The sequence below is a fragment of the Curtobacterium sp. NPDC086286 genome, from assembly GCF_044746255.1.
Taxonomy (GTDB): domain Bacteria; phylum Actinomycetota; class Actinomycetes; order Actinomycetales; family Microbacteriaceae; genus Curtobacterium.
This window is the reverse complement of the sequence record NZ_JBIVBW010000001.1, coordinates 130,620-149,644: the sequence shown is the minus strand read 5'-3', so window position 1 is coordinate 149,644 and position 19,025 is coordinate 130,620. Positions and strand designations below refer to the sequence as shown.

The following is a 19,025-nucleotide window of genomic DNA, read 5'->3' as shown; positions in this document are numbered from 1 at the left end:
GCGGCCAGTGCATCCCAGGGCCGCTCCCGAGCGGTTGCCGCTCCTCGCACCGCACCACGCGCGCTCGGGCGGATCCACACGTGCACCGGCCGGTTCCTCTCCTCGGCGATCGAGTCCGCACGACAGGCTAGCGACCCACCGACCCCCGGCGCGGTATCCTGGAGGGCTCATGTCTGCCACCCCCGTCATCACGTACCCGCCCGAACTGCCGGTGTCGCAGCGGCGGGACGACATCGCTGCCGCCATCCGCGACAACCAGGTCGTGATCGTCGCCGGCGCCACGGGGTCGGGCAAGACCACCCAGCTGCCGAAGATCTGCCTCGAGCTCGGACGTGAGCACATCGGGCACACCCAGCCCCGGCGGATCGCTGCCCGGACCATCGCCGAGCGCGTCTCCGAAGAGCTCGGGGGCGAGCTCGGCGGCCTCGTCGGGTACCAGGTCCGCTTCACCGACAAGGTGTCCTCCGACACCCGGGTCAAGCTGATGACCGACGGCATCCTGCTGAACGAGATCCACTTCGACCGCGACCTCAAGCGGTACGACACGATCATCATCGACGAGGCGCACGAGCGGTCCCTCACCATCGACTTCCTGCTCGGCTACCTCAAGCGGCTGCTCCCCCGCCGGCCGGACCTCAAGCTCATCATCACGAGTGCGACGATCGACCCCGAGTCGTTCTCGCAGCACTTCGGCGGCGCACCGATCATCGAGGTCTCCGGCCGCACCTACCCGGTCGAGATCCGGTACCGCCCGCTCGTCGCGGAGGACGCCGACGACGCCGACCGCGACGACGAGGGCGACGAGAACGATCCGCGGACGGACGACCACGGCGGGCGCACGGCCGACGACCGCGACACGATGCAGGGAATCACCGACGCGCTCGACGAACTCGCGCAGGAGGACCCGGGCGACGTCCTCGTGTTCCTCTCCGGCGAGAACGAGATCCGCGACGCCCAGGACGCCATCGAGGGCAAGCGCTACCCCGGTACCGAGGTCCTCCCGCTCTACGGTCGCCTGTCCGCCGCCGACCAGCACCGGGTCTTCGAGCGGCGCACCACACCGGGCATCCGACGCCGAGTGGTCCTCGCGACCAACGTGGCGGAGACGAGTCTGACGGTCCCCGGCATCAAGTACGTGATCGACGTCGGCACCGCCCGCATCTCCCGGTACTCGCCGCGGGCCAAGGTGCAGCGGTTGCCGATCGAAGCGATCTCGCAGGCGAGCGCGAACCAGCGCTCCGGTCGCGCGGGCCGCACGAGCGCCGGCATCGCGATCCGGCTCTACTCCGAGGACGACTTCGAACGCCGTCCGGAGTTCACCGACCCCGAGATCCTGCGGACGAACCTCGCGGCGGTGATCCTGCAGATGATCTCGCTGGGGTTCGGTGACATCGAGGCGTTCCCGTTCCTGCAGCCGCCGGACTCCCGGGGTGTGAAGGACGGCCTCGACCTGCTCCGCGAGCTCCGAGCCGTCGACGCCGCGGGCACGATCACGAAGACCGGCAAGCAGCTGACCCGGTTGCCCATCGACCCCCGGCTCGGACGCATGGTGCTCGAGGCCGGTCGGCAGGGCGTCGGGCGCGAGGTCATCGCCGTCGTCAGCGCCCTGAGCATCCAGGACCCGCGCGAGCGCCCCCTCGAGAAGCGCGCGCACGCCGACCAGTTGCACGCCCGGTTCGCCGATCCGACGAGCGACTTCCTCACCCTGCTCAACCTCTGGAACCACATCGAGGACAAGCAGGACGAGCTCTCGTCCAGTGCGTTCCGCCGCCTGTGCAAGGCCGAGTTCCTGAACTACCTCCGCATCCGCGAGTGGCAGGACCTGTACCGGCAGCTCTCCCGCGCGGCGAAGCAGGTCGACGTCCGCATCGGGCAGGCGCGCTCCGACGACGGCGACGCGGTGCACCGTTCCCTGCTGGCCGGACTCCTCAGCCAGATCGGTCTGCGCGACCGTGAGAAGCGCGACTACCTCGGCTCGCGGAACACCCGGTTCGTGGTGTTCCCCGGCAGCGTCCTCGCCAAGAAGCAACCGGACGCGGTGATGGCGGCCGAACTCGTCGAGACGAGTCGGCTCTTCGCCCGGACGGTCGGTCGGATCGACCCGGCGTGGGTCGAGCCGCTCGCCGGGGACCTCCTGAAGCGCACCTACGGCGAACCCCACTGGGAGAAGAAGCAGGGTGCGGCGGTCGCCTACGAACGGGTCACCCTGTTCGGCGTCCCGATCGTCCAGCGCCGCCGCGTGCAGTACAAGCGCGTCGACCCGGAGCACTCGCGTGAGCTCTTCATCCGGCACGCGCTCGTCGAGGGCGAGTGGGACGCGCAGCAGGCGTTCGACCGCGACAACCGCAGGCTGCGGCGCGAGCTCGAACAGCTCGAGGAGCGCACGCGTCGCCGCGACATCCTCTTCGACGACGAGCGGGTCTTCGAGTTCTACGACGCCCGCATCCCGGCCGACATCGCGACCACGCGCGACTTCGAGGGCTGGTGGCGGCAGACGAGGCGCGAGCAGCCGGACCTGCTCACGATGCGCCGGTCGGACCTGCTGGACGAAGACGCGGCCGAGGCCGCACAGGACCAGCAGGAGTACCCGACCCAGTGGCGGAGCGGCGACCAGCGCCTCGCGATCAAGTACCGGTTCGAACCCGGCGCGCAGGACGACGGCGTGAGCGTGCAGGTGCCGCTCGCGCTGCTCCCCCGCATGCGCGAAGAGGGCTTCGACTGGCAGGTCCGCGGCCTCCGCAAGGAGCTCGTCACGGCGCTCATCAAGTCCCTGCCGAAGCAGATCCGGAAGAACGTCGTCCCCGCTGCCGACTGGGCCGAGAAGATCGTCGCCGAGCTCCCCGACGACGCCCCGACCGAGCCGACCGAGTCGTTCCGCGCCACACTCGCCAAGGCGATCCAGCGCCTGACCTACGTGCCGGTGTCGGAGTCGGACTTCGACCTCTCGCGGGTACCGGCCCACCTCCTGCCCACGTGGGCGGTCGTCGACGAACGCGGCCGTCGGGTCGAGGCCGGCAAGGACCTCTCGGCCCTGCAGACGAAGCTCAAGGACCGGACGCAGCAGAGCGTCGCCTCGGCGACGACGCGCGCCGCAGGGCGTCCAGGAGGCGCGGCTCGCGTCGCGTCCGCCGCCTCCGGTGGTGCCGTGGAGCGGTCAGGGCTCACCGCCTGGCCGTCCGACGACCTGCCGCAGGTGCTCGACACGAAGCAGGCGGGTGGCGTGATCCGCGCCTACCCGTCCCTCGTGGAGGAGGGCGACGGCCCGAAGGCGACGGTCGGCGTCCAACTGCTCGCGACGCCGTCCGACCGGGCCGTGCGGATGCCCGCGGGTGTCCGGCGGCTGGTCATGCACGCGGTGCCCTCGCCGGTCTCGTACATCCAGTCCCACCTGACCGCGCAGGAGAAGCTCGTGCTCGCCGCCAGCCCGTACCCCTCCACCGCGGCGCTCTTCGACGACGTCCTCGCGGCGGTCGTGGACGCCGGGATCCGCCGGGCGCACCCCGACGGGCTGGTGTTCACGAAGACCGACTTCGAGTCCGTGCGCGACACCGTGTCCGGGACCGTCGTCGACACGATGTTCACCGCCGTGTCCGAGGTCGCCGCGGTCCTCGCCGCGCACCGGGCCGCGGAACGGTCGCTCAAGCAGGCGAACTCGATGTCGCTCCTGCCGGCGCTCACGGACATGCGGCAGCAGATGGAGCGGCTCGTCTTCCCGGGGTTCGTCTCGGTCGCCGGACTCGATCGTCTCCGGCGCATCCGGGTGTACCTGCAGGGTGTCGACGCACGCGTGCAGAAGCTCCTGCAGAACCCCGGCCGAGACGCCACGTGGATGCGCGAGGTCACCGTCGCGACCGACCGGTACGTCGACGCGGGCGGCACCTTCCCGCCGGCCGTCGGAGCCCACCCCGAACTCGTGCACGCCCGCTGGATGCTCGAGGAGTTCCGGCTCAGTCTGTTCGCGCAGGAGCTCGGCACCGCCGAGACGGTCTCGCTGCAGCGCATCACGAAGGCCCTGGCCGCCGCCCGCTGATCCCGCTAGCCTCGGGGCATGGTGGGGACGACGGCGGGGCCGGAACGGGTGCAGGCGCGGTACGGCAGGGCGATCGAGCGCAGGGACGGGCGGGACTTCCCGTACTACGACGGTGATCCGCTGCCGTTGTCGATCCTGCAGTGGGTGGCGGTGATCGCCGCGTGTGCCGTCGGGTTCCTCGTCCTGAGCTTCACCCCCGCGACGGACAACGTCCAGTCGCTGGTCCCCCGGTTCCTCTTCGCCGCGATCCCCCTCGCGGTGTTCATCGCCTTCACCCGGCGGCACTGGTCGCGGATCTTCCAGCGGACCACGGGGCGGGACGTCCTCACGATGGTGGGGTTCGCGGTGGCGAACCTCATCGTGACCTTCGCGGTGGGCATCGTCGTCAAGTACGTGTTCGGCGCGAACTCGAACGGTGCGACGGACGGCATCCACGGCGCGGCCGAGGTGACGAGCTTCTACGTCGGCACGGCGATCCAGCTGTTCGGCGAGGAGCTCTTCTCGATCCTGCCGTTCCTCGCCGTGCTGTCGTTCTGCGCGCGCGGCGGGATGTCACGGAAGGGCGCGATCCTCGTGGCGTGGCTCGTGACGGCGGTCTGGTTCGGCGCCGCGCACCTGCCCACGTACGGCTGGAACCCCGTCCAGGCGTTCCTCGTCATCGGTGTCGCACGGCTCGTCCTGACGCTGGCGTACATCCGCACGAAGAACATCGCCGTCAGCACCGGCGCGCACATCATCAACGACTGGGTCCTCTTCACCTTCGCGATCGTCACGGCGGGAGCACTCCTGTGATCGGCACACTCGACGTCATCGTCCTCGACTGCGCGGACCCTCGCGCGCTCGCCCGCTTCTACGCCGAACTGCTCGGCGGCGAGATCGTCGGCTTCGACGAGGAATGGGCCGAGGTGGCCCTGCCCTTCACGGACCACCGGCCGATCCTGGCCTTCCAGCAGGTGGCGGAGTACCGCGCCCCCGAGTGGCCCGGCCAGGACGTCCCGCAGCAGAGCCACCTCGACGTGAAGGTCGACGACCTGGACGCCGGCGAGACCGCGGTCCTGGCCATCGGGGCGACGGCGACGGGCTCGGGGACGGACACGTTCCGCGTGTACCTCGACCCGGCCGGGCACCCGTTCTGCCTCATCCGTCCGAACGACTGACGGCTCGTGACGGGCATCCGCGCGGTCCTGTTCGACCTGGACGGCGTCATCCGGCACTTCCACCCGGAACACGTCGCGGCCATCGAGCGCGCGCACGACCTGTCCGCGGGAACGATCGAGGCGGTGGCGTTCGCCGCACCCCTGATCGACGAGGTGACGACCGGCCGGATCACCCGGGCAGAGTGGGTCCGGGCCGTCGGCGAGCGCATCGGCGACCATGACGCCGCCGAGGCCTGGGGCCGACAGCCGTTCACCCCCGACGCCGACGTGCTGGCCCTCGCGGACGAGCTCCGCGCCGCCGGGTACACGACGGCGGTGCTCACGAACGGCACGGACGGCATCCCGGCCGAAGTGGCCTCGTTCGGCCTGCACGACCGGGTCGACGCCGTGTTCAGCTCGCACGAGATCGGGTTCGCGAAGCCCGACGTCCGGGCGTTCCGGCACGTGCTCGACGCGCTCGACCTCGACGGACCCGAGGTGTTCTTCACCGACGACTCGGAGCGGAAGCTGGCCGGGGCGGAGGAGCTCGGCATGCGGGTCCACCACTTCACCGGGGTCGACGGACTCCGTGCTGCCCTGCGCTCGAGCGGTATCGACCTCACCGACGCCGGTGGATCCACCTACCGGGCCCACATCGACCTGCTCGCGGATGCGGTCGACGGGTTCGAGGCGGTGCTCCGGTCGGGCGACCACCGCGCCGTGGTGCCGTCCTGCCCGGGGTGGACGCTGACGGACCTCGCTGGACACCTGACGGACGTCCACCGCTGGGCCCTCGGCCAGCTCACCGGAACCGAGCCGGACGACCCGGAGCCCGCCGACCTCGCCGACCGGTTCCGCGCCGGCGCGGACCGCCTCGTGGCCGCGCTCCGCGCGCGTCCCGCAGACGCGGCGTGCAGCGCGATCTACCCACCCGACACGGCCGGCACGTGGGTACGACGGCAGCTGCACGAGACGACGATCCACCTGTGGGACGCGCAGCAGGCGGTCGGGGGCAAGCCGCGCCTCCAGGCCGACACCGCGGCCGACGGCGTGCGCGAGGTGGTCGGCGACCTGTACCCGCGCCAGGTGCGCCTCGGCCGCGTCGACCCGTTGTCGGAGACCGTCGTGTTCCGGTTCCCGGACGCCGACGGCGAGGCGGAGCTCGTCGGGACGGCGGGTGCCGGACCGGCGGTCCGGGTGACGGGGCGGGCGGAGGACCTGCTGCTCGTCCTCTGGGGCCGACGCCCGCTCGACACGGTCGCCGTGACGATCGACGGGGACCGTTCGGCACTCGACCAGGCGCTCGCGACGAAGCTGGTCCCATGACCGAGCTCCGCCCCGTCGACCTCGACCGCTGGCCCCGACGCGAACACTTCGAGCACTACCGCGACCGGGTGCCCTGCACGTGGGAGATGACCGTCGAGCTCGACGTCACGGACTTCGCTGAGACCGTGCGCGCCACGGACCGCCGCACGTACGCGTCGCAGATCTGGGCGATCGCCTCGGTGGTGAACCGGCACGCCGAGTTCCGGATGCAGCTGCTCGACGACGGGTCGCCCGCCGTCTGGGACGTGGTGCACCCGATGTTCACCGTGTTCCACCCCGACACCGAGACGTTCTCGGTGCTGACCGTGCCGTACGACGACGATCCGGCGCGCTTCCACGAGGCCGCGGTCGCCACGATGGAGCGCTACCGGGACGACCACCGGATGTTCCCGCAGGAGGACCGCCCGCGGAACGTGTTCGACATCTCGACCCTGCCGGGGGCGTCCTTCACCGGGTTCGCCCTGCACGTGCGGGACGGCTGGGACCACCTGCTGCCGATCTTCACCATCGGCCGGTACCGGTTCGTCGAGGGGCGCACCCTGATGCCGCTCGCGCTCCAGGTGAACCACGCGGTCACGGACGGCTTCCACGGGTCCCGGTTCGTCGACGAGCTCCAGACGGTGCTCGCCGAGGCGGGGTGGCTCCGCCGCTGAACGCCCCTGGTGCCCGCCGCCGCGGTCAGGTCCGGAGTTCGGTCCGCCGCGGCTTCAACCGCTCGGGGGCGTCGGTCGCCGGCGTCCACTCGCAGGTGAACGTCCCGCGGTAGCCGAACAGGAACCCGAAGACGCGGTTGTGCACCTCGAGGTCGACGTGGAACGCCTGGTCGTCGTCCGACCACCACTCGTGCAGGGTCGCGCGACCGCTGAACAGCATCGGGAAGCGGAACGCGATCGGCCCCTCGTAGAACCGCTGCGCGTCCGAGGTCAGGACGAGGCCACCGCGGTCGTCGACGGTCAGGTCGAGATCCACCGCGAGGTGCTGGTGGGAACCGAGGTAGTCGAGCACCCGGCCGTCGACGAGCACCATCGTGGCGTCGAACCGAGCCGTCCGCCCCGGCTTGGTCGTGTAGGTCCGGACGAACGTCACCGTCTCGCGGCCGTACCGGTCGCGGTAGGGGTAGTTCTCGATCGTGAACGGCACGTCCGTCCCGACGTCCGGGACGAGGATGTTCCGCAGTCGCCCGATCTGCAGGAACGGCACGGTCCACCACGGTCCCCGGCGGATCGACGTCATGACCCCGCGGCCGGTGCACGCCTCGGCGGCGTCGAGACCGACGCCGAACCTGCGGCGCATCTGCGGGTGCAGCCGCTGGAAGTCGGCGCCGAGCGCCTCCTCGAACACCGAGCTCATCGGTCGTCTCCCGGGTCGGGCAACGCCGCCAGGGTGGCGGGCGCGTCGTGCAGCTGGTCGCCTCGCCGGGTGCCTCCGACGGGTGCGCGGCGGGTCCTGGAGGCGCGGGGCCGGTCCCGCCGCCACGGCTGCAGCACCGAGGTGAGCGGCCAGGCCTCCGGCTCGGCCCCGCCTTCCAGCCAGATCCGGAGCCGGTCGAAGCTCCACGCGGTCGCCCAGCCGAGGAGCGGCCGGACCACCAGGTCGAGCGCGCCCCAGCCGGAGTCGTAGTCGTAGCCGGTGACGAACCGGGTGCGCCCGTCGTCGGTCGGGACGTACCGCCAGTAGCCGCGGCCGGCCCGGATCGGCGACAGCCGGTCGTCGGTCGCGAACCGGAGCGCCGACGTGCGGGTGCCGTCCGCCCGACGTCGCTCGCCGATGCTCACGCCGGTGCCGTGCACGTCGTGCACCGGGGAGCGCCGGACGTACGTGAAGCGGGCGGCACCGTCGGCGTCCGCCGGCTCGGGGACGATCTCGGAGAAGCGGACGTCCCACCGGACGTGCTGCTCGGGGTCCTGCGTCGCCGCCCACACCCGGTCGACGTCGGCGTCGATGACCGTCTCGACGTAGATGCCGCGCTTCCCCACAGCCCGAGCGTAGGGCACGGAGCGCGTCGGGTTCGGGCAATCCGCGCGACCTGTGACCGTTCCGGTTCGCGATCCCCGGGTTCCGCGAACCGGAACGGTCACGACCGGAGGCGGATGCGGACGTCCGCGAGCCAGCGGAGTCCGGTGGGGGGTGGGCGCGCCGGGCTGCGGGACGGGAGGGGCGGGGCGGGGCCGACCCGCGCCTCCCGTCCGTCAGCAGCCGCGTCAGGAGGCGCGCGCCTCCAGCGCCTGCTCGTACTCGCGGCGGATCGCATCGCCGCCCCGGCGGCGCCAATCGCGCACCGTCGCCCGCCACGACGAGACCTTCGCCCGCCCGAGCAGCACGTCGTTGATCGCGTTCGTCGCGAACGTGCCGACCGCCGGTCCCTTCGTCGAGTTCGTCGGCGAGTACAGGCCGTAGACGGGGTTCGGCAGGCCGCGGTCGAGCCAGGACGCCAGCGATTCGTACACGGTGTCGGTCATCGTCGGGTTGCCCGCGTAGTAGAGCGGCAGCGGGCACTCGGTGAAGTACTGCAGCGGGAACTCGCCGAGCGCGGTCTCGCTGTTGCCGGTCTTCGTCAGGACCGGGGCGCCGTCGCGGTACTCGAAGTCGCGCCCCTCGATGCCGAACTTGCGGTAGGTCCAGGCCTCGGTGCCGAACGGCGAGGCGCACCAGTTCAAGACCTCGAGGAGCATCCGCACCCGGGACTCGGAGCCCGCGGCCACGGACGTGATCGTGTTGTTCGGGTCGCCCAACCAGGGCTTCGCAGCGCCTCCCGACGGTCCGACGAACGGGGCGATCGTCAGCTCGAACCCGGAGCCGGGCGTGGCCTGCTGCAGGAGTCCCGGGATCGCGCTGTACGTGTCGGACAGCATCAGCGCGGAGCCCTGCACGAACCAGACCTTGCCGTTGTAGGCCGTGACGCTGTCGGGGTGGACGAGGTCCTCGGCGATGAGCCGGCGCGACACGTCGAGGAGCTCCACGTACTCCTCGAGCTCGTACATGTGGGTGAGCCGCCCGCCCTGCTCCTGCCACTGGTTCGGCAGGCCGAGCATCGGCGCGAGGATGCTCGTCGGCACCGAGGCGAGGGCCCAGCGGTTCGCGTGCGGGTCGGAGACCTGCCGGCAGAGCTGCACGAACTCGTCGACGCTCGAGAACGACGGGTCGACGCCGAGCTGCTCGAAGCGGTCCTGGCGGCGGTGCAGCGCCTGCGAGGTCAGCGGCCCCCGCGGTACCGGGACGCCGTAGATGCCGCCCGAGAACACCGTCCCGCGCCACGACGCGGTCGGCAGGTTCGCCAGGTACGGGTAGTCGCGGACGCCGCTGCCGGAGAGGTACGGGCTGAGGTCGGCGGCCTTCGCCTCGAGGAACTGCGGCAGGTACGAGAACGCCTGGTTGATCGTGAAGACGTCGCCGAGGGTGTCGCCCGCGACCTGGGTGGCGAACTTGTTGCCGAAGTCCGCGTTCGGGGTGATCGTCAGGTCGAGGTCGATCCCCATCCGCTCGTCGAGGCCCTGCCAGTACGGGTTGCTCCCCTTCGACGGCGGGACGGGCGAGTTGGTGGGCACGCTGCCGTGCACGGTCGAACCGTCGCCGGGCTTGCCCCTGGTCGGCACGAGGGTCGCCGGGATCTTCCGGAAGGCGCTCGGCATGAGCGGGCTCGTCTTCGGCAGGACGGGCTCGGGGCCGCCGGTCCACGGGACGTAGTCCGGCAGCTGGACGGCCTTGTTGATGGCCCGGACGTCGGTGGACCGGGTCACGGTCGAGCAGCTGGCCAGGAGGGTCGTGGCGGCGATCCCGAGTCCGCCCGCGACGAGCGCGCGGCGGCTGATGGAGGTGGTCATGGTCAGCCCTTCACCGCGCCGGTCAGGACACCCTTGGCGAAGTGCCGCTGCAGGAACGGGTAGACGATCAGGATCGGCACGATCGAGACGACGAGGATCGCCATCTGGATCGAGGCCTGCGGGGGCAGCGCGTCGGAGGACGTGCCGAGGTCGGCGCCGCCGAGCTGTGCGTTGTTGATGACGTAGGTGCGCAGGACGAGCTGGAGCGGCCACTTCGCGGTGTCGTTGATGTAGAGCAGCGCGTTGAAGAAGGCGTTCCAGTAGCCGACCGCGTAGAACAGGCCGATCACGGCGAGGACGGCCTTGGACAGTGGGAGCACGATCCGCCAGAAGACCTCGAAGTCGCCGGCACCGTCGATGCGGGCGGACTCGATGAGCTCCTTCGGGATCGCCATGAAGAACGACCGCATCACGATGACGTTGAACGCGCTGAGGGCCGTCGGGAGGATCAGGGCCCAGTACGAGTCGAGCAGCCCGAACTCCTTCACGACGAGGTAGTTCGGGATGAGCCCGGGCGCGAACAGCAGGCTGACCAGCACGAGGCTCAGGACGAACCCGGAGCCGTACGACCCCGGACGGCTCAGGGCGTAGGCGAGCATCGCGCTGACGAACAGGCTGATGAGCGTCCCGACGACGGTGATCCCGATGCTGACGAGCATCGCGCGGGTGACGACGCCGCCGGCGAAGATGCTCTGGTACGCGCCGAGGTCGAGTCCCTGCGGCCACATCACGAACCCGCCGGCGTCGTTCACCTGGGCGACGGGCGCGAGGCTGGTCGACACGATGCCGACGAACGGCAGGATGACGACGAGGCAGATCACGAGCAGGACGAACCCGGTGAGCAGCCGTCCGGGCAGCGGGGGCGCGTCCGGGCCCCCGCGGCGGCGCTTCTTCGTCCGGGGGACGGTCACGGTGTGCGTGGCGGTCACTTCGCCTCCTTCTGGTAGACGCCCGCTTCGCCGAAGACGTGCGCGAGCTTGTTGGCGCCGAGGACGAGCAGGACGCCGACGACGCCCTTCACGAGCCCGACCGCTGCGGCGACGCCCCACTGCCCGCCGAGCACGCCGTTGTTGTAGACGTAGGTGTCGAGGACCTCGCTCGCGGCCCGGCCGACGGCCTGCTGCTGCAGGAGGATCTGCTCGAACCCGACGGTCAGGGAGTCGCCGAGCCGGAGGATGAGCAGCAGGATGATGATGCCGCGCATGCCGGGCAGCGTGACGTGCCAGAGCTGCCGCCAGCGACTCGCGCCGTCCATCTTCGCGGCCTCGTACAGGCTCGCGTCGATCTGGCTGAGGACCGCGAGGAACAGGATCGTCGCCCACCCGGTGTCCTTCCAGATCACCTGGCTGGTCAGCAGGGCGATGAACCCGTTCGGGTTGCCGAGGAAGTCGATCGCGTCACCGCCGGCCACGCGGATGGCGTTGTTCACGAGTCCGGAGCCGCCGAGGATCTGCTGGAACACCGCGACCACGATCACCCACGACAGGAAGTGCGGGAGGTACAGCACCGACTGCACGACCTGCTTGATCCGCTCGGAGAGCAGCGAGTTGAGCATGAGCGCGAGGATGATCGGCGCCGGGAACACGAACACGACCTGCACGAGCGTGATGAGCAGCGTGTTGCCGAGGGCGCGGAGGAACTCGGGGTCGCCGTCGAAGATGACGGAAAAGTTCTCGATGCCGACCCAGGGGCTGCGGCCGAGCGGCACGAAGGGCAGGTACTCCTGGAACGCGATGAGGTTCCCGAGCAGCGGCAGGTAGTGGAACCCGAGCAGGAGCGCGACGCCGGGCAGGCCCATGAGCAGGAGGACGCGGTCACGGCGGATCCGCTGCCACATGCTGCGCCGCCGGAGCCCGGGGTCGGGTGGTGGTGCCGCTCCCGGGTCGCGCTGTGCAGCGGTCCTCGTGCGGTTCGTCGCACGGTCGTCGAGCTTCGTCACTCGGTGGCCCCCTCCGTTGGATTCCTGGAGCGACCCTGGCGGTGACGGCAACCGTGCGGCAACCCGTTGCCAAACGTTTCCATCGTTGTAACGGTCCATCGGGACGAAGCCGGGTCGCATCGCCGCACCGCGTCCGGCGGACCTCTACGCTGGCTCCATGACGCTGCAGTCAGCACCCCGACCACGCCGGCGGATCGGACTCGTGGGCGCCGGCGGCATCGCGGTCGCGCACGTCCCCGGGCTCCTCCGCCTGGGCGACCTCGTCGTGCACTCGCAGGACGGTGCGCCCGCGCTCGCCGCCGCCTTCGCGGACGAGGCCGCACGGGTCGGCAGCACGATCACCGTCGCCGACTCACTCGACGAGCTGCTCGCCGCGGTCGACGTCGTCGACGTGGTCGTCCCGACACCGGCCCACGCCACCGTCGTCCGCGCGGCACTCGCGGCCGGCAGGCACGTCGTCTCCGAGAAGCCCCTCGCCCGCACCGACGCCGACGCCGACGACCTCGTCGCCCGGGCGGCGGACGCGGGCCTGCAGCTCTACCCGGCGCACGTCGTCCGCTGGTTCCCCGCGTACCGGCGGCTGCACGAGGCCGTCACCACGGGCCTCCTGGGCGACCTCGCCGTCCTGCGCTTCTCCCGCTCCGGCGCGTTCCCGACCCGTGTCGCGTGGTTCGGCGACCGGGCACAGTCCGGCGGCATCGTGATGGACCAGATGATCCACGACCTCGACATCGCCCGCTGGGTCGCCGGCCCGGTCACCCGGGTGTCCGCCGTCACCGTCCGCACGGGCGACGACGAGCACCCGGTCGAGGCCGCGCACGTCCTCCTCACGCACGCGTCCGGCGCGATCAGCCACGTCGCCGGACTCTGGGGACCACCGCACCTGGCCTTCAGCACGGAGTACTCGGTGACCGGCACGCGCGGCAGCCTGTCGCACTCGTCCCTCGCCGAGGAGGACACCCGCGCCGACCTCGCGACCCCGACCGCCGTCGACGGCTTCCTGCCGGCCGTCGACCCCGCCGAGGACCCGTACGCCCTCGAGCTCGCGGACTTCGTCGCCGCGTTCGACGGCGGGCCGCTCCCCCGCGTCAGTGCGGCGGACGGTGCCGTCGCGGTGCGCCTCGCCAACGCCGCCCTGGCGTCCATCGAGTCCGGACAACCCGTGGAGGTGACGCTGTGACCCTCCGCGTCGGCGTCCTGTCCTTCGCCCACACGCACGCGATCGGGTACCTCTCGGCGCTCGCCGCGATGCCCGACGTCGAGGTGCGCGGGACGGACCCCGGCGGCGTCTCGACCGGCACGACCCTCGGCGAACTCCGGGGCGCCGACCTCACCGGAGCGCTCGGCGTCGACCACGCCGACACGGTCGACGACCTCCTCGCCTGGGGACCGGACGCCGTCGTGGTCACCAGCGAGAACGCGCGGCACCGCGAGTTCGTCGAACGGGCAGCCGCCGCCGGCGCACACGTGCTCTGCGAGAAGCCGCTCGCCACCTCGTGGGAGGACGGCCTCGCGATCCGCGACGCCGTGCAGCGCGCCGGGGTCACGCTGATGATGGCCTACCCGGTGCGGTTCGCGTCGGCGTTCGACCGGTTGCGGGCCACGCACGCCTCGGGCGCACTCGGCACGGTGTTCTCGGTCCGCGGCGCGAACAACGGCATGCTGCCGCTCACGCGCGACTGGTTCACGGACCCGGCGCTGAGCGGCGGCGGCGCGATCGTCGACCACGTCGTGCACGTCGCCGACCTCGTCGACGGGCTGACCGGCGCGCGACCGGTGTCCGTCACCGCCGTCGCGAACCGCGTGCTGCACGCCGAGCGCGCACGGGCCGAGACGGCCGGGCTCGTGACGGTGACCTACGACACCGGGATGGTCGTCGCGATCGACTGCTCGTGGAGCCGCCCGGACACGGCGCCCGCGTGGGGCGGCCTGACGCTCGACGTCGCGGGGACGGGCGGCACGGTGTCGGTCGACTTCTTCGGCGCGGCGGCCAGGGGGCTCGACGCGGTCGGCGGCCGGCCGATCGAGCTGCGGTACGGGGCGGACCACGACGTGCCGATGCTGCGGACGTTCCTCGACGCGGTGCGGGACGGCGCGCAGCCCCAGCCCGACGTGCGGGTCGGGTTGCGGACGCTGTCGATCGTCCTCGCGGCGCAGGAGTCGGTGCGGACCGGCAGGACGGTGCCCGTCCCGACGGCGTGAGCGACGCGTCGCCCGGCGACCCCACTGCGGACGGGAGGCGCGTGGCGGCCCCGACCCGCGCCTCCCGTCCGTCACACGGGCGGCCGGGAGGCACGCGACCGGCCCGACCCGCGCCTCCGGTCCGCCACCCGGCCGGGCGGGGCATGCTGGACGCATGACCCTCGAGGAGTACGCCAACTCGTTCGGAGCCGCTGCCGACGCCTACGAGCGCGGACGGCCGGGGTACCCGGACGCGGCGGTCGACTGGCTCCTGCCGGCGGACGCCCGACTCGTCGCCGACGTCGGCGCGGGGACCGGCAAGCTCACGCGGAGCCTCGTCGGACGTGCCACGGAGGTCGTCGCCGTCGAACCGGACCCGGCGATGCGCGACCGGCTCACCGCGGTGCTGCCCGACGTGCGGGCGCTCGCGGGGACCGGCGAGTCGATCCCCCTCGCCGACGGGAGCGCCGACGCCGTGACGTTCGCGCAGGCGTGGCACTGGGTCGACCCGGTGCGGGGGTCGCAGGAGGTGGCCCGGGTCCTCCGCCCCGGCGGCGTGCTCGGTCTGGTGTGGAACGTCCGCGACGAGACCCGGCCCTGGTCCGCCCGGATCAGCGCGATCCTGTCCCAGCCCGAGTCGCGGGTGAGCGTCCAGAGCGCGCCGGTCGTCGGAGCACCGTTCGACGGCGGCGCCGTGGAGCACGAGCGGTTCCCGTGGGTGCACGAGCAGGACCGGTCGGCGTTCCTCGACATGGTCGCCTCCCGCAGCTACGTCATCGTGCTGCCGCCGGACGAGCGCACCGCCCTCCTCGACCGGGTGCGGCGCGTGCTCGACGACGATCCGGAGACCGCCGGGAGCGCGACCGTCCCCGTCGGCTACACCACGTACGTGCACCGGTACGTGCGTCCCTGAGCCGCAGCCGCGCTACGCTCGTGGCGATGCGCGCGACCGTGCGGGACGTGGCTGCCCTCGCCGGGGTGTCGCCGAAGACCGTCTCCAACGTCATCAACGGCGGTGTCGTGGTGCGCCCGGAGACCCGCGCACGGGTCGAGCAGGCACTCGCCGAGCTCGACTACGTGCCGAACCTGTCCGCCCGGGGTCTCCGCAACGGACGCTCGGGTGCGATCGCCCTGACGCTCCCCGAGATGGCCAGCGCCTACTCGGCCGAACTCGCGCAGTGGTTCGTCGAACTGTCGCGGGAGCGCGGTTGGACCGTGCAGCTCGACCAGACCGCGAACGACCCCGCCCGCGAGCGGGACCTCGTCTCGCGTGCCCGAGCGCACCTCGTCGACGGGCTGATCCTCAACCCGGTGTCGCTCAGCGCGAGCGTCCTCGCCTCGACCGAGGGGCTGCCCCCGACCGTCGTCATCGGCGAGGTGGAGCCCGAGCACGTCGACCAGGTGCACGTCGACAGCCGTGCCGCGGCCGAGCAGGTGACGTCGTACCTCGTCGGCCGGGGCCACCGTCGGATCGCGATCGTCGGTGCCGCCCGGGACGTCGAGGCCACCGCGACGAGCGAGCTGCGGGAGCGCGGGTACCTCGCCGGCCTCGCGGCGGCGGGCATCGGTGCGGACCCGGAGCTGCGGGTCCCGCTGCCGGCGTGGTCGACCAGCGCGGCGGCATCGGCGTTCGCGGCGTGGCTCGACGAGCACCCGCTGCCCGACGCGGTGTTCGCGTTCACCGACTCGATCGCGTTCGGCGTGCTGCACGTCCTCGCCGCGCGTGGCGTGCGGGTCCCCGAGCAGGTGAGCGTGATCGGGTTCGACGACGTCGACGGGGCCGCGTACGCGATCCCCGCGCTGAGCACGGTGTCGTTCGACCGACGGGCGTTCGCGACGGCGTCGCTCGACCTCCTCACCCGGCGGATCGAGGACCGCGAGGCTCCGCCCGAGACCGTCGTGGTGCCGCACCGGATCGTCGAGCGCGCGAGCGTGGCCACGCGCTGACCGCAGCGGGCGGGTCCGGCGTACGCTCCGCCGCATGACCGCTGCTGACCCGTCGATGCCGACGCTCGCCGCCACCGTGCTGCAGTCGCCGGACCCCCTCGCGCTCGCCCGGTTCTACGGCGCGCTGACCGGCTGGACCGTCCACGAGGACGACCCGACCTGGGCGCGCATCCGCCCCGAGGACGGCCCGGGCCTCTCGGTGCAGTACGAACCCGCGTACGTCGCGCCCACGTGGCCCGGCACGGAGGACGCCCCCGGCATGCAGCTGCACCTCGACTTCCAGGTGGAGGACCTGCCGGCGGCGGTGACCCGGGCGGAGGGGCTCGGCGCTCGGCAGGCGGCGTTCCAGCCGCAGGAGGACGTCCGCGTGCTGCTCGACCCCGACGGACACCCGTTCTGCCTGTTCCTGCCGGGCGCCTAGGGCTCAGGCCGGGGTCGGGTCGGGCCGGGGCTCGGCCGGGGTCGGGCCGGAGCTCGGCCGGGGCTCGGCCGGGGCCTGGTGGCCCGGATCCGCCGCGGCGAGCACCGCCGCACGCGTCCGCGGGTCGCCGAGGATGCGGAAGTGCCCGCCGACCGGGACCCGCACGTTCGTCGCTCCGGCGAGCGCACTGCCCTCGGGGATGAGTGTGTCGAAGACGCCGTACACGCTGGTGATCCGGGCGTTCGCGTCGAGCTCCCGTGCGAGGCCGGCGAGCACCGGGTCGCTCGACCGGAACGCCCGCAGGTGCCGGACGGGTGCGAGCCGGGCGTACCCGGAGCCCGCGAACGGCGTCGACACCGCCACCATGCGGTCGATCCGCCCGTGGTCGTCGAGGCGCGTCATCGCGTACTTCCCGATCAGCCCGCCCTTGCTGTGCGCGACGAGCAGGACGTCGCGGAGGTCGTGCTCGTCGAGGTAGGCGAGCACCTCCGCCGCGGACTCCGGCACCGGACGCAGGTTGTGCCGCAGCACCGGCAGCACGTGCACGGGGTGTCCGCGGTCGTGCAGGGCGTCCATGAGCGGACGCATGAAGTGCCAGGTCTCGTAGACGCCGGGCACGACGACGACGGGCTGGCCGTCGCCGCTCCGGTAGTCGTCAGCGGTGGTCGGCCCGAGGCTCCGCACCTGCCAGCGGATCGCGTACCACCAGTCAAGGACGGCCCACCGGGTGCGGCGGAGCAGGGAAACGCGGACGGGAGGCGCGGTGCGGTCCGTGCGCGTCCCGTCCGTCCCCGACGTGGTCGCGTCGGTCACCGCAGCCCCTCGAGGGTCTGCACGCGGCGGAACTCCCCCACGAGCCGCGCGAACGCCACCGGCTGGCGCTCCTGCACGTGGTGCGGCCCCGGCAGCTCGACGAACGCGCCGCGCGGGGCGGTCGCGGCGACCCGGGCGGACCAGTCGTGGCGCGCGATCGGGTCCTCGGTGCCACGGACGACGAGCACCGGCTGCGCGAGCTCGGCGACGGTGTCCTCGAGGCGGTAGCGGAGCATCGGTCGGAGTTCGGGCACGTACTGCCGCACGCTCCGCAGGTAGTCGGTCACGAGGACGGCGTTCATCCGGGCGCCCTCGACGAAGCCGTCCCGCCCGAGGTCGAGCGCCTGCGTGAGCAGCCGACGACGACCGGCGGCGATGACCGGACCGACGAGCACGACCGAGGCGACGACGTCCGGGTGCCGACGGGCCGCCTCAGCGACGACCTGCGCCCCCATCGACTGCCCGACGAGCACGAGGTCCCCGGCCCCGCGGGACCGCACGGCGCGGACGACGAGGTCCCCGAGTTCCGTCATGGTGAGGCTCCGGCCGGCCGCCGGGAGCCCGCCGAAGCCCGGCAGGTCGACGCTCACGGTCCGGTGCGTCGCGGCGAGCGCCCGCTGCGACCGTGCGAACGACCGGTGCGACATCCCGATGCCGTGCACGAGCACGACCGTCGGGGCGAGGGCGTCGTGCACCCTGCCGGCCGGCGCAAGGGTGTGCAGGCGCACGGGGAGCCCGTCGATCCGGACGGTCTCGACTCTCGCGCGCACGATGCGAGGCTACGCGGACGGCGCTGTGCACAGTGACGCACCAGCGTCGTCATCGCCCGCACATAGGCGACCGGTCTGTACTCGTCCTCATGACCGAGCGCACCCCCGTGAACCCCGAGTCCCGCGAGTCCCGCGACGACGTGGACCCCGCAGCCCACCAGCCCACCACGCCGTACCCCGCCAGCCCGGCCGGCTGGGGCGCCGCACCGACGCCCACCTCGACCGCGACGCTCGACGCCCCGGCGCCGGCGCCCGAGCACCCGTACGCGACACCGGCACCGTCCGCGGGCTCGTGGAACCCGGGCGCCCCGAACGGCGCGACGCCCTGGTACGGATCCGCGGCGACGCCCCGGCGCGGGCGCGGGCGCGGCCCGCGACCGCCGTGGTTCTGGCAGGTGCTGGCCGTCGGGGTCGGCCTCGCGGCGCTGCTGGTCGGCGGCGGCATCGGCTTCGCCATCGGACACGCGATCGGCGGCGGCACGAGCCAGTCCACGACGCAGGTGCCGGGCACGAACGGCGGCACGAACCAGTTCCCCGGCGGCGGCACCGGCCAGTTCCCGGGCAACGGCACGCAGGGTGGGACCGGCACCGGCTCCGGCACCGGATCGGACACGAGCGGTTCCTCCGCGAACAGCTGAGGG

The 19,025-nt window shown here is 72.5% G+C and carries 18 protein-coding genes; 11 read left to right on the top strand and 7 right to left on the bottom strand.

Translation table 11 applies throughout. The features are described from left to right. The first annotated feature begins 169 nt into the window (after positions 1-169). Genes hrpA through ACIPKM_RS00700 form a run of 5 tightly spaced genes read left to right on the top strand, consistent with a single transcriptional unit; the run spans position 170 to position 7,145 of the window. A complete protein-coding gene (gene hrpA, locus ACIPKM_RS00720; protein ID WP_402735915.1) occupies positions 170-4,030 on the top strand; it encodes an ATP-dependent RNA helicase HrpA in 3,861 nt (1,286 codons plus the stop codon). Between the two features lie 18 nt (positions 4,031-4,048). Continuing rightward, positions 4,049-4,822, top strand: coding sequence for a CPBP family intramembrane glutamic endopeptidase (locus ACIPKM_RS00715; RefSeq protein ID WP_402735914.1), 774 nt, complete (start codon positions 4,049-4,051; stop codon positions 4,820-4,822). Continuing rightward, the gene (locus ACIPKM_RS00710; RefSeq protein WP_261646222.1) at positions 4,819-5,187 is read left to right on the top strand and encodes a VOC family protein; all 369 of its coding nucleotides are present in this window, start codon (positions 4,819-4,821) and stop codon (positions 5,185-5,187) included. The genes ACIPKM_RS00715 and ACIPKM_RS00710 overlap by 4 nt, the downstream gene beginning before the upstream one ends. Before the next feature lie 6 nt (positions 5,188-5,193). After that, positions 5,194-6,492, top strand: coding sequence for an HAD-IA family hydrolase (locus ACIPKM_RS00705; RefSeq protein ID WP_402735913.1), 1,299 nt, complete (start codon positions 5,194-5,196; stop codon positions 6,490-6,492). Then, positions 6,489-7,145 carry a CatA-like O-acetyltransferase gene (locus tag ACIPKM_RS00700; RefSeq protein ID WP_071296078.1) on the top strand — a complete coding sequence of 219 codons (657 nt, stop codon included), beginning with the start codon at positions 6,489-6,491 and terminating at the stop codon, positions 7,143-7,145. The genes ACIPKM_RS00705 and ACIPKM_RS00700 overlap by 4 nt, the downstream gene beginning before the upstream one ends. Before the next feature lie 25 nt (positions 7,146-7,170). Here ACIPKM_RS00700 and ACIPKM_RS00695 read toward each other — a convergent pair whose 3' ends face one another. From ACIPKM_RS00695 to ACIPKM_RS00675, 5 genes are all read right to left on the bottom strand, one after another. Further along, the gene (locus tag ACIPKM_RS00695; protein ID WP_070418084.1) at positions 7,171-7,842 is read right to left on the bottom strand and encodes a DUF4166 domain-containing protein; all 672 of its coding nucleotides are present in this window, start codon (positions 7,840-7,842) and stop codon (positions 7,171-7,173) included. Next, positions 7,839-8,468: an SRPBCC family protein gene (locus ACIPKM_RS00690; protein ID WP_402735912.1), complete on the bottom strand. Its 630-nt coding sequence runs from the start codon at positions 8,466-8,468 to the stop codon at positions 7,839-7,841. The genes ACIPKM_RS00695 and ACIPKM_RS00690 overlap by 4 nt, the downstream gene beginning before the upstream one ends. A gap of 225 nt (positions 8,469-8,693) precedes the next feature. Then, entirely contained in the window at positions 8,694-10,313 is a 1,620-nt protein-coding gene (locus ACIPKM_RS00685; protein WP_402735911.1) for a hypothetical protein, read from the bottom strand. 2 nt (positions 10,314-10,315) lie between these two features. Next, positions 10,316-11,242: a carbohydrate ABC transporter permease gene (locus tag ACIPKM_RS00680; protein ID WP_402735910.1), complete on the bottom strand. Its 927-nt coding sequence runs from the start codon at positions 11,240-11,242 to the stop codon at positions 10,316-10,318. Continuing rightward, positions 11,239-12,252 carry an ABC transporter permease gene (locus ACIPKM_RS00675; protein ID WP_402735909.1) on the bottom strand — a complete coding sequence of 338 codons (1,014 nt, stop codon included), beginning with the start codon at positions 12,250-12,252 and terminating at the stop codon, positions 11,239-11,241. The genes ACIPKM_RS00680 and ACIPKM_RS00675 overlap by 4 nt, the downstream gene beginning before the upstream one ends. 157 nt (positions 12,253-12,409) lie before the next feature. Between ACIPKM_RS00675 and ACIPKM_RS00670 the strand changes: the two genes are divergently transcribed. The 5 genes from ACIPKM_RS00670 (at position 12,410) to ACIPKM_RS00650 (ending at position 16,801) form a co-directional block, all read left to right on the top strand. Then, complete coding sequence (locus ACIPKM_RS00670; protein ID WP_402735908.1) at positions 12,410-13,432, top strand: Gfo/Idh/MocA family protein; 1,023 nt, start codon at positions 12,410-12,412, stop codon at positions 13,430-13,432. Beyond that, positions 13,429-14,454, top strand: a complete 1,026-nt coding sequence (locus ACIPKM_RS00665) for a Gfo/Idh/MocA family protein (RefSeq protein ID WP_402735907.1) — start codon at positions 13,429-13,431, stop codon at positions 14,452-14,454. The genes ACIPKM_RS00670 and ACIPKM_RS00665 overlap by 4 nt, the downstream gene beginning before the upstream one ends. A gap of 154 nt (positions 14,455-14,608) precedes the next feature. Next, a complete protein-coding gene (locus ACIPKM_RS00660; protein WP_402735906.1) occupies positions 14,609-15,346 on the top strand; it encodes a class I SAM-dependent methyltransferase in 738 nt (245 codons plus the stop codon). Positions 15,347-15,372: 26 nt separating this feature from the next. Then, entirely contained in the window at positions 15,373-16,380 is a 1,008-nt protein-coding gene (locus ACIPKM_RS00655; protein WP_402735905.1) for a LacI family DNA-binding transcriptional regulator, read from the top strand. Positions 16,381-16,414: 34 nt separating this feature from the next. Then, the gene (locus ACIPKM_RS00650) at positions 16,415-16,801 is read left to right on the top strand and encodes a VOC family protein (RefSeq protein WP_071302846.1); all 387 of its coding nucleotides are present in this window, start codon (positions 16,415-16,417) and stop codon (positions 16,799-16,801) included. 3 nt (positions 16,802-16,804) lie between these two features. On the opposite strand, the gene ACIPKM_RS00645 is transcribed toward ACIPKM_RS00650, so the two are convergent. Together ACIPKM_RS00645 and ACIPKM_RS00640 are read right to left on the bottom strand one after the other, a co-directional pair. Next, positions 16,805-17,614, bottom strand: coding sequence for an esterase/lipase family protein (locus ACIPKM_RS00645; protein WP_402735904.1), 810 nt, complete (start codon positions 17,612-17,614; stop codon positions 16,805-16,807). Next, positions 17,611-18,384, bottom strand: a complete 774-nt coding sequence (locus ACIPKM_RS00640; protein WP_402735903.1) for an alpha/beta fold hydrolase — start codon at positions 18,382-18,384, stop codon at positions 17,611-17,613. Before ACIPKM_RS00640 ends, ACIPKM_RS00645 begins: the two co-directional genes overlap by 4 nt. 89 nt (positions 18,385-18,473) lie before the next feature. On the opposite strand from ACIPKM_RS00640, the gene ACIPKM_RS00635 reads away from it, so the two are divergent. After that, positions 18,474-19,022 (top strand): hypothetical protein, encoded by a 549-nt coding sequence (locus tag ACIPKM_RS00635; protein WP_402735902.1) that lies wholly within the window; start codon positions 18,474-18,476, stop codon positions 19,020-19,022. Positions 19,023-19,025 lie beyond the last annotated feature (3 nt).

Excerpts from the sequence above, each read along its gene's own strand:
- ACIPKM_RS00700 (WP_071296078.1), top strand. The coding sequence starts at position 6,489 with ATGACCGAGCTCCGCCCCGTCGACCTCGACCGCTGGCCCCGACGCGAA.
- ACIPKM_RS00655 (WP_402735905.1), top strand. The coding sequence starts at position 15,373 with ATGCGCGCGACCGTGCGGGACGTGGCTGCCCTCGCCGGGGTGTCGCCG.
- ACIPKM_RS00650 (WP_071302846.1), top strand. The coding sequence starts at position 16,415 with ATGACCGCTGCTGACCCGTCGATGCCGACGCTCGCCGCCACCGTGCTG.
- ACIPKM_RS00715 (WP_402735914.1), top strand. The coding sequence starts at position 4,049 with ATGGTGGGGACGACGGCGGGGCCGGAACGGGTGCAGGCGCGGTACGGC.
- ACIPKM_RS00635 (WP_402735902.1), top strand. The coding sequence starts at position 18,474 with ATGACCGAGCGCACCCCCGTGAACCCCGAGTCCCGCGAGTCCCGCGAC.
- ACIPKM_RS00695 (WP_070418084.1), bottom strand. The coding sequence starts at position 7,842 with ATGAGCTCGGTGTTCGAGGAGGCGCTCGGCGCCGACTTCCAGCGGCTG.
- ACIPKM_RS00670 (WP_402735908.1), top strand. The coding sequence starts at position 12,410 with ATGACGCTGCAGTCAGCACCCCGACCACGCCGGCGGATCGGACTCGTG.
- ACIPKM_RS00685 (WP_402735911.1), bottom strand. The coding sequence starts at position 10,313 with ATGACCACCTCCATCAGCCGCCGCGCGCTCGTCGCGGGCGGACTCGGG.
- hrpA (WP_402735915.1), top strand. The coding sequence starts at position 170 with ATGTCTGCCACCCCCGTCATCACGTACCCGCCCGAACTGCCGGTGTCG.
- ACIPKM_RS00660 (WP_402735906.1), top strand. The coding sequence starts at position 14,609 with ATGACCCTCGAGGAGTACGCCAACTCGTTCGGAGCCGCTGCCGACGCC.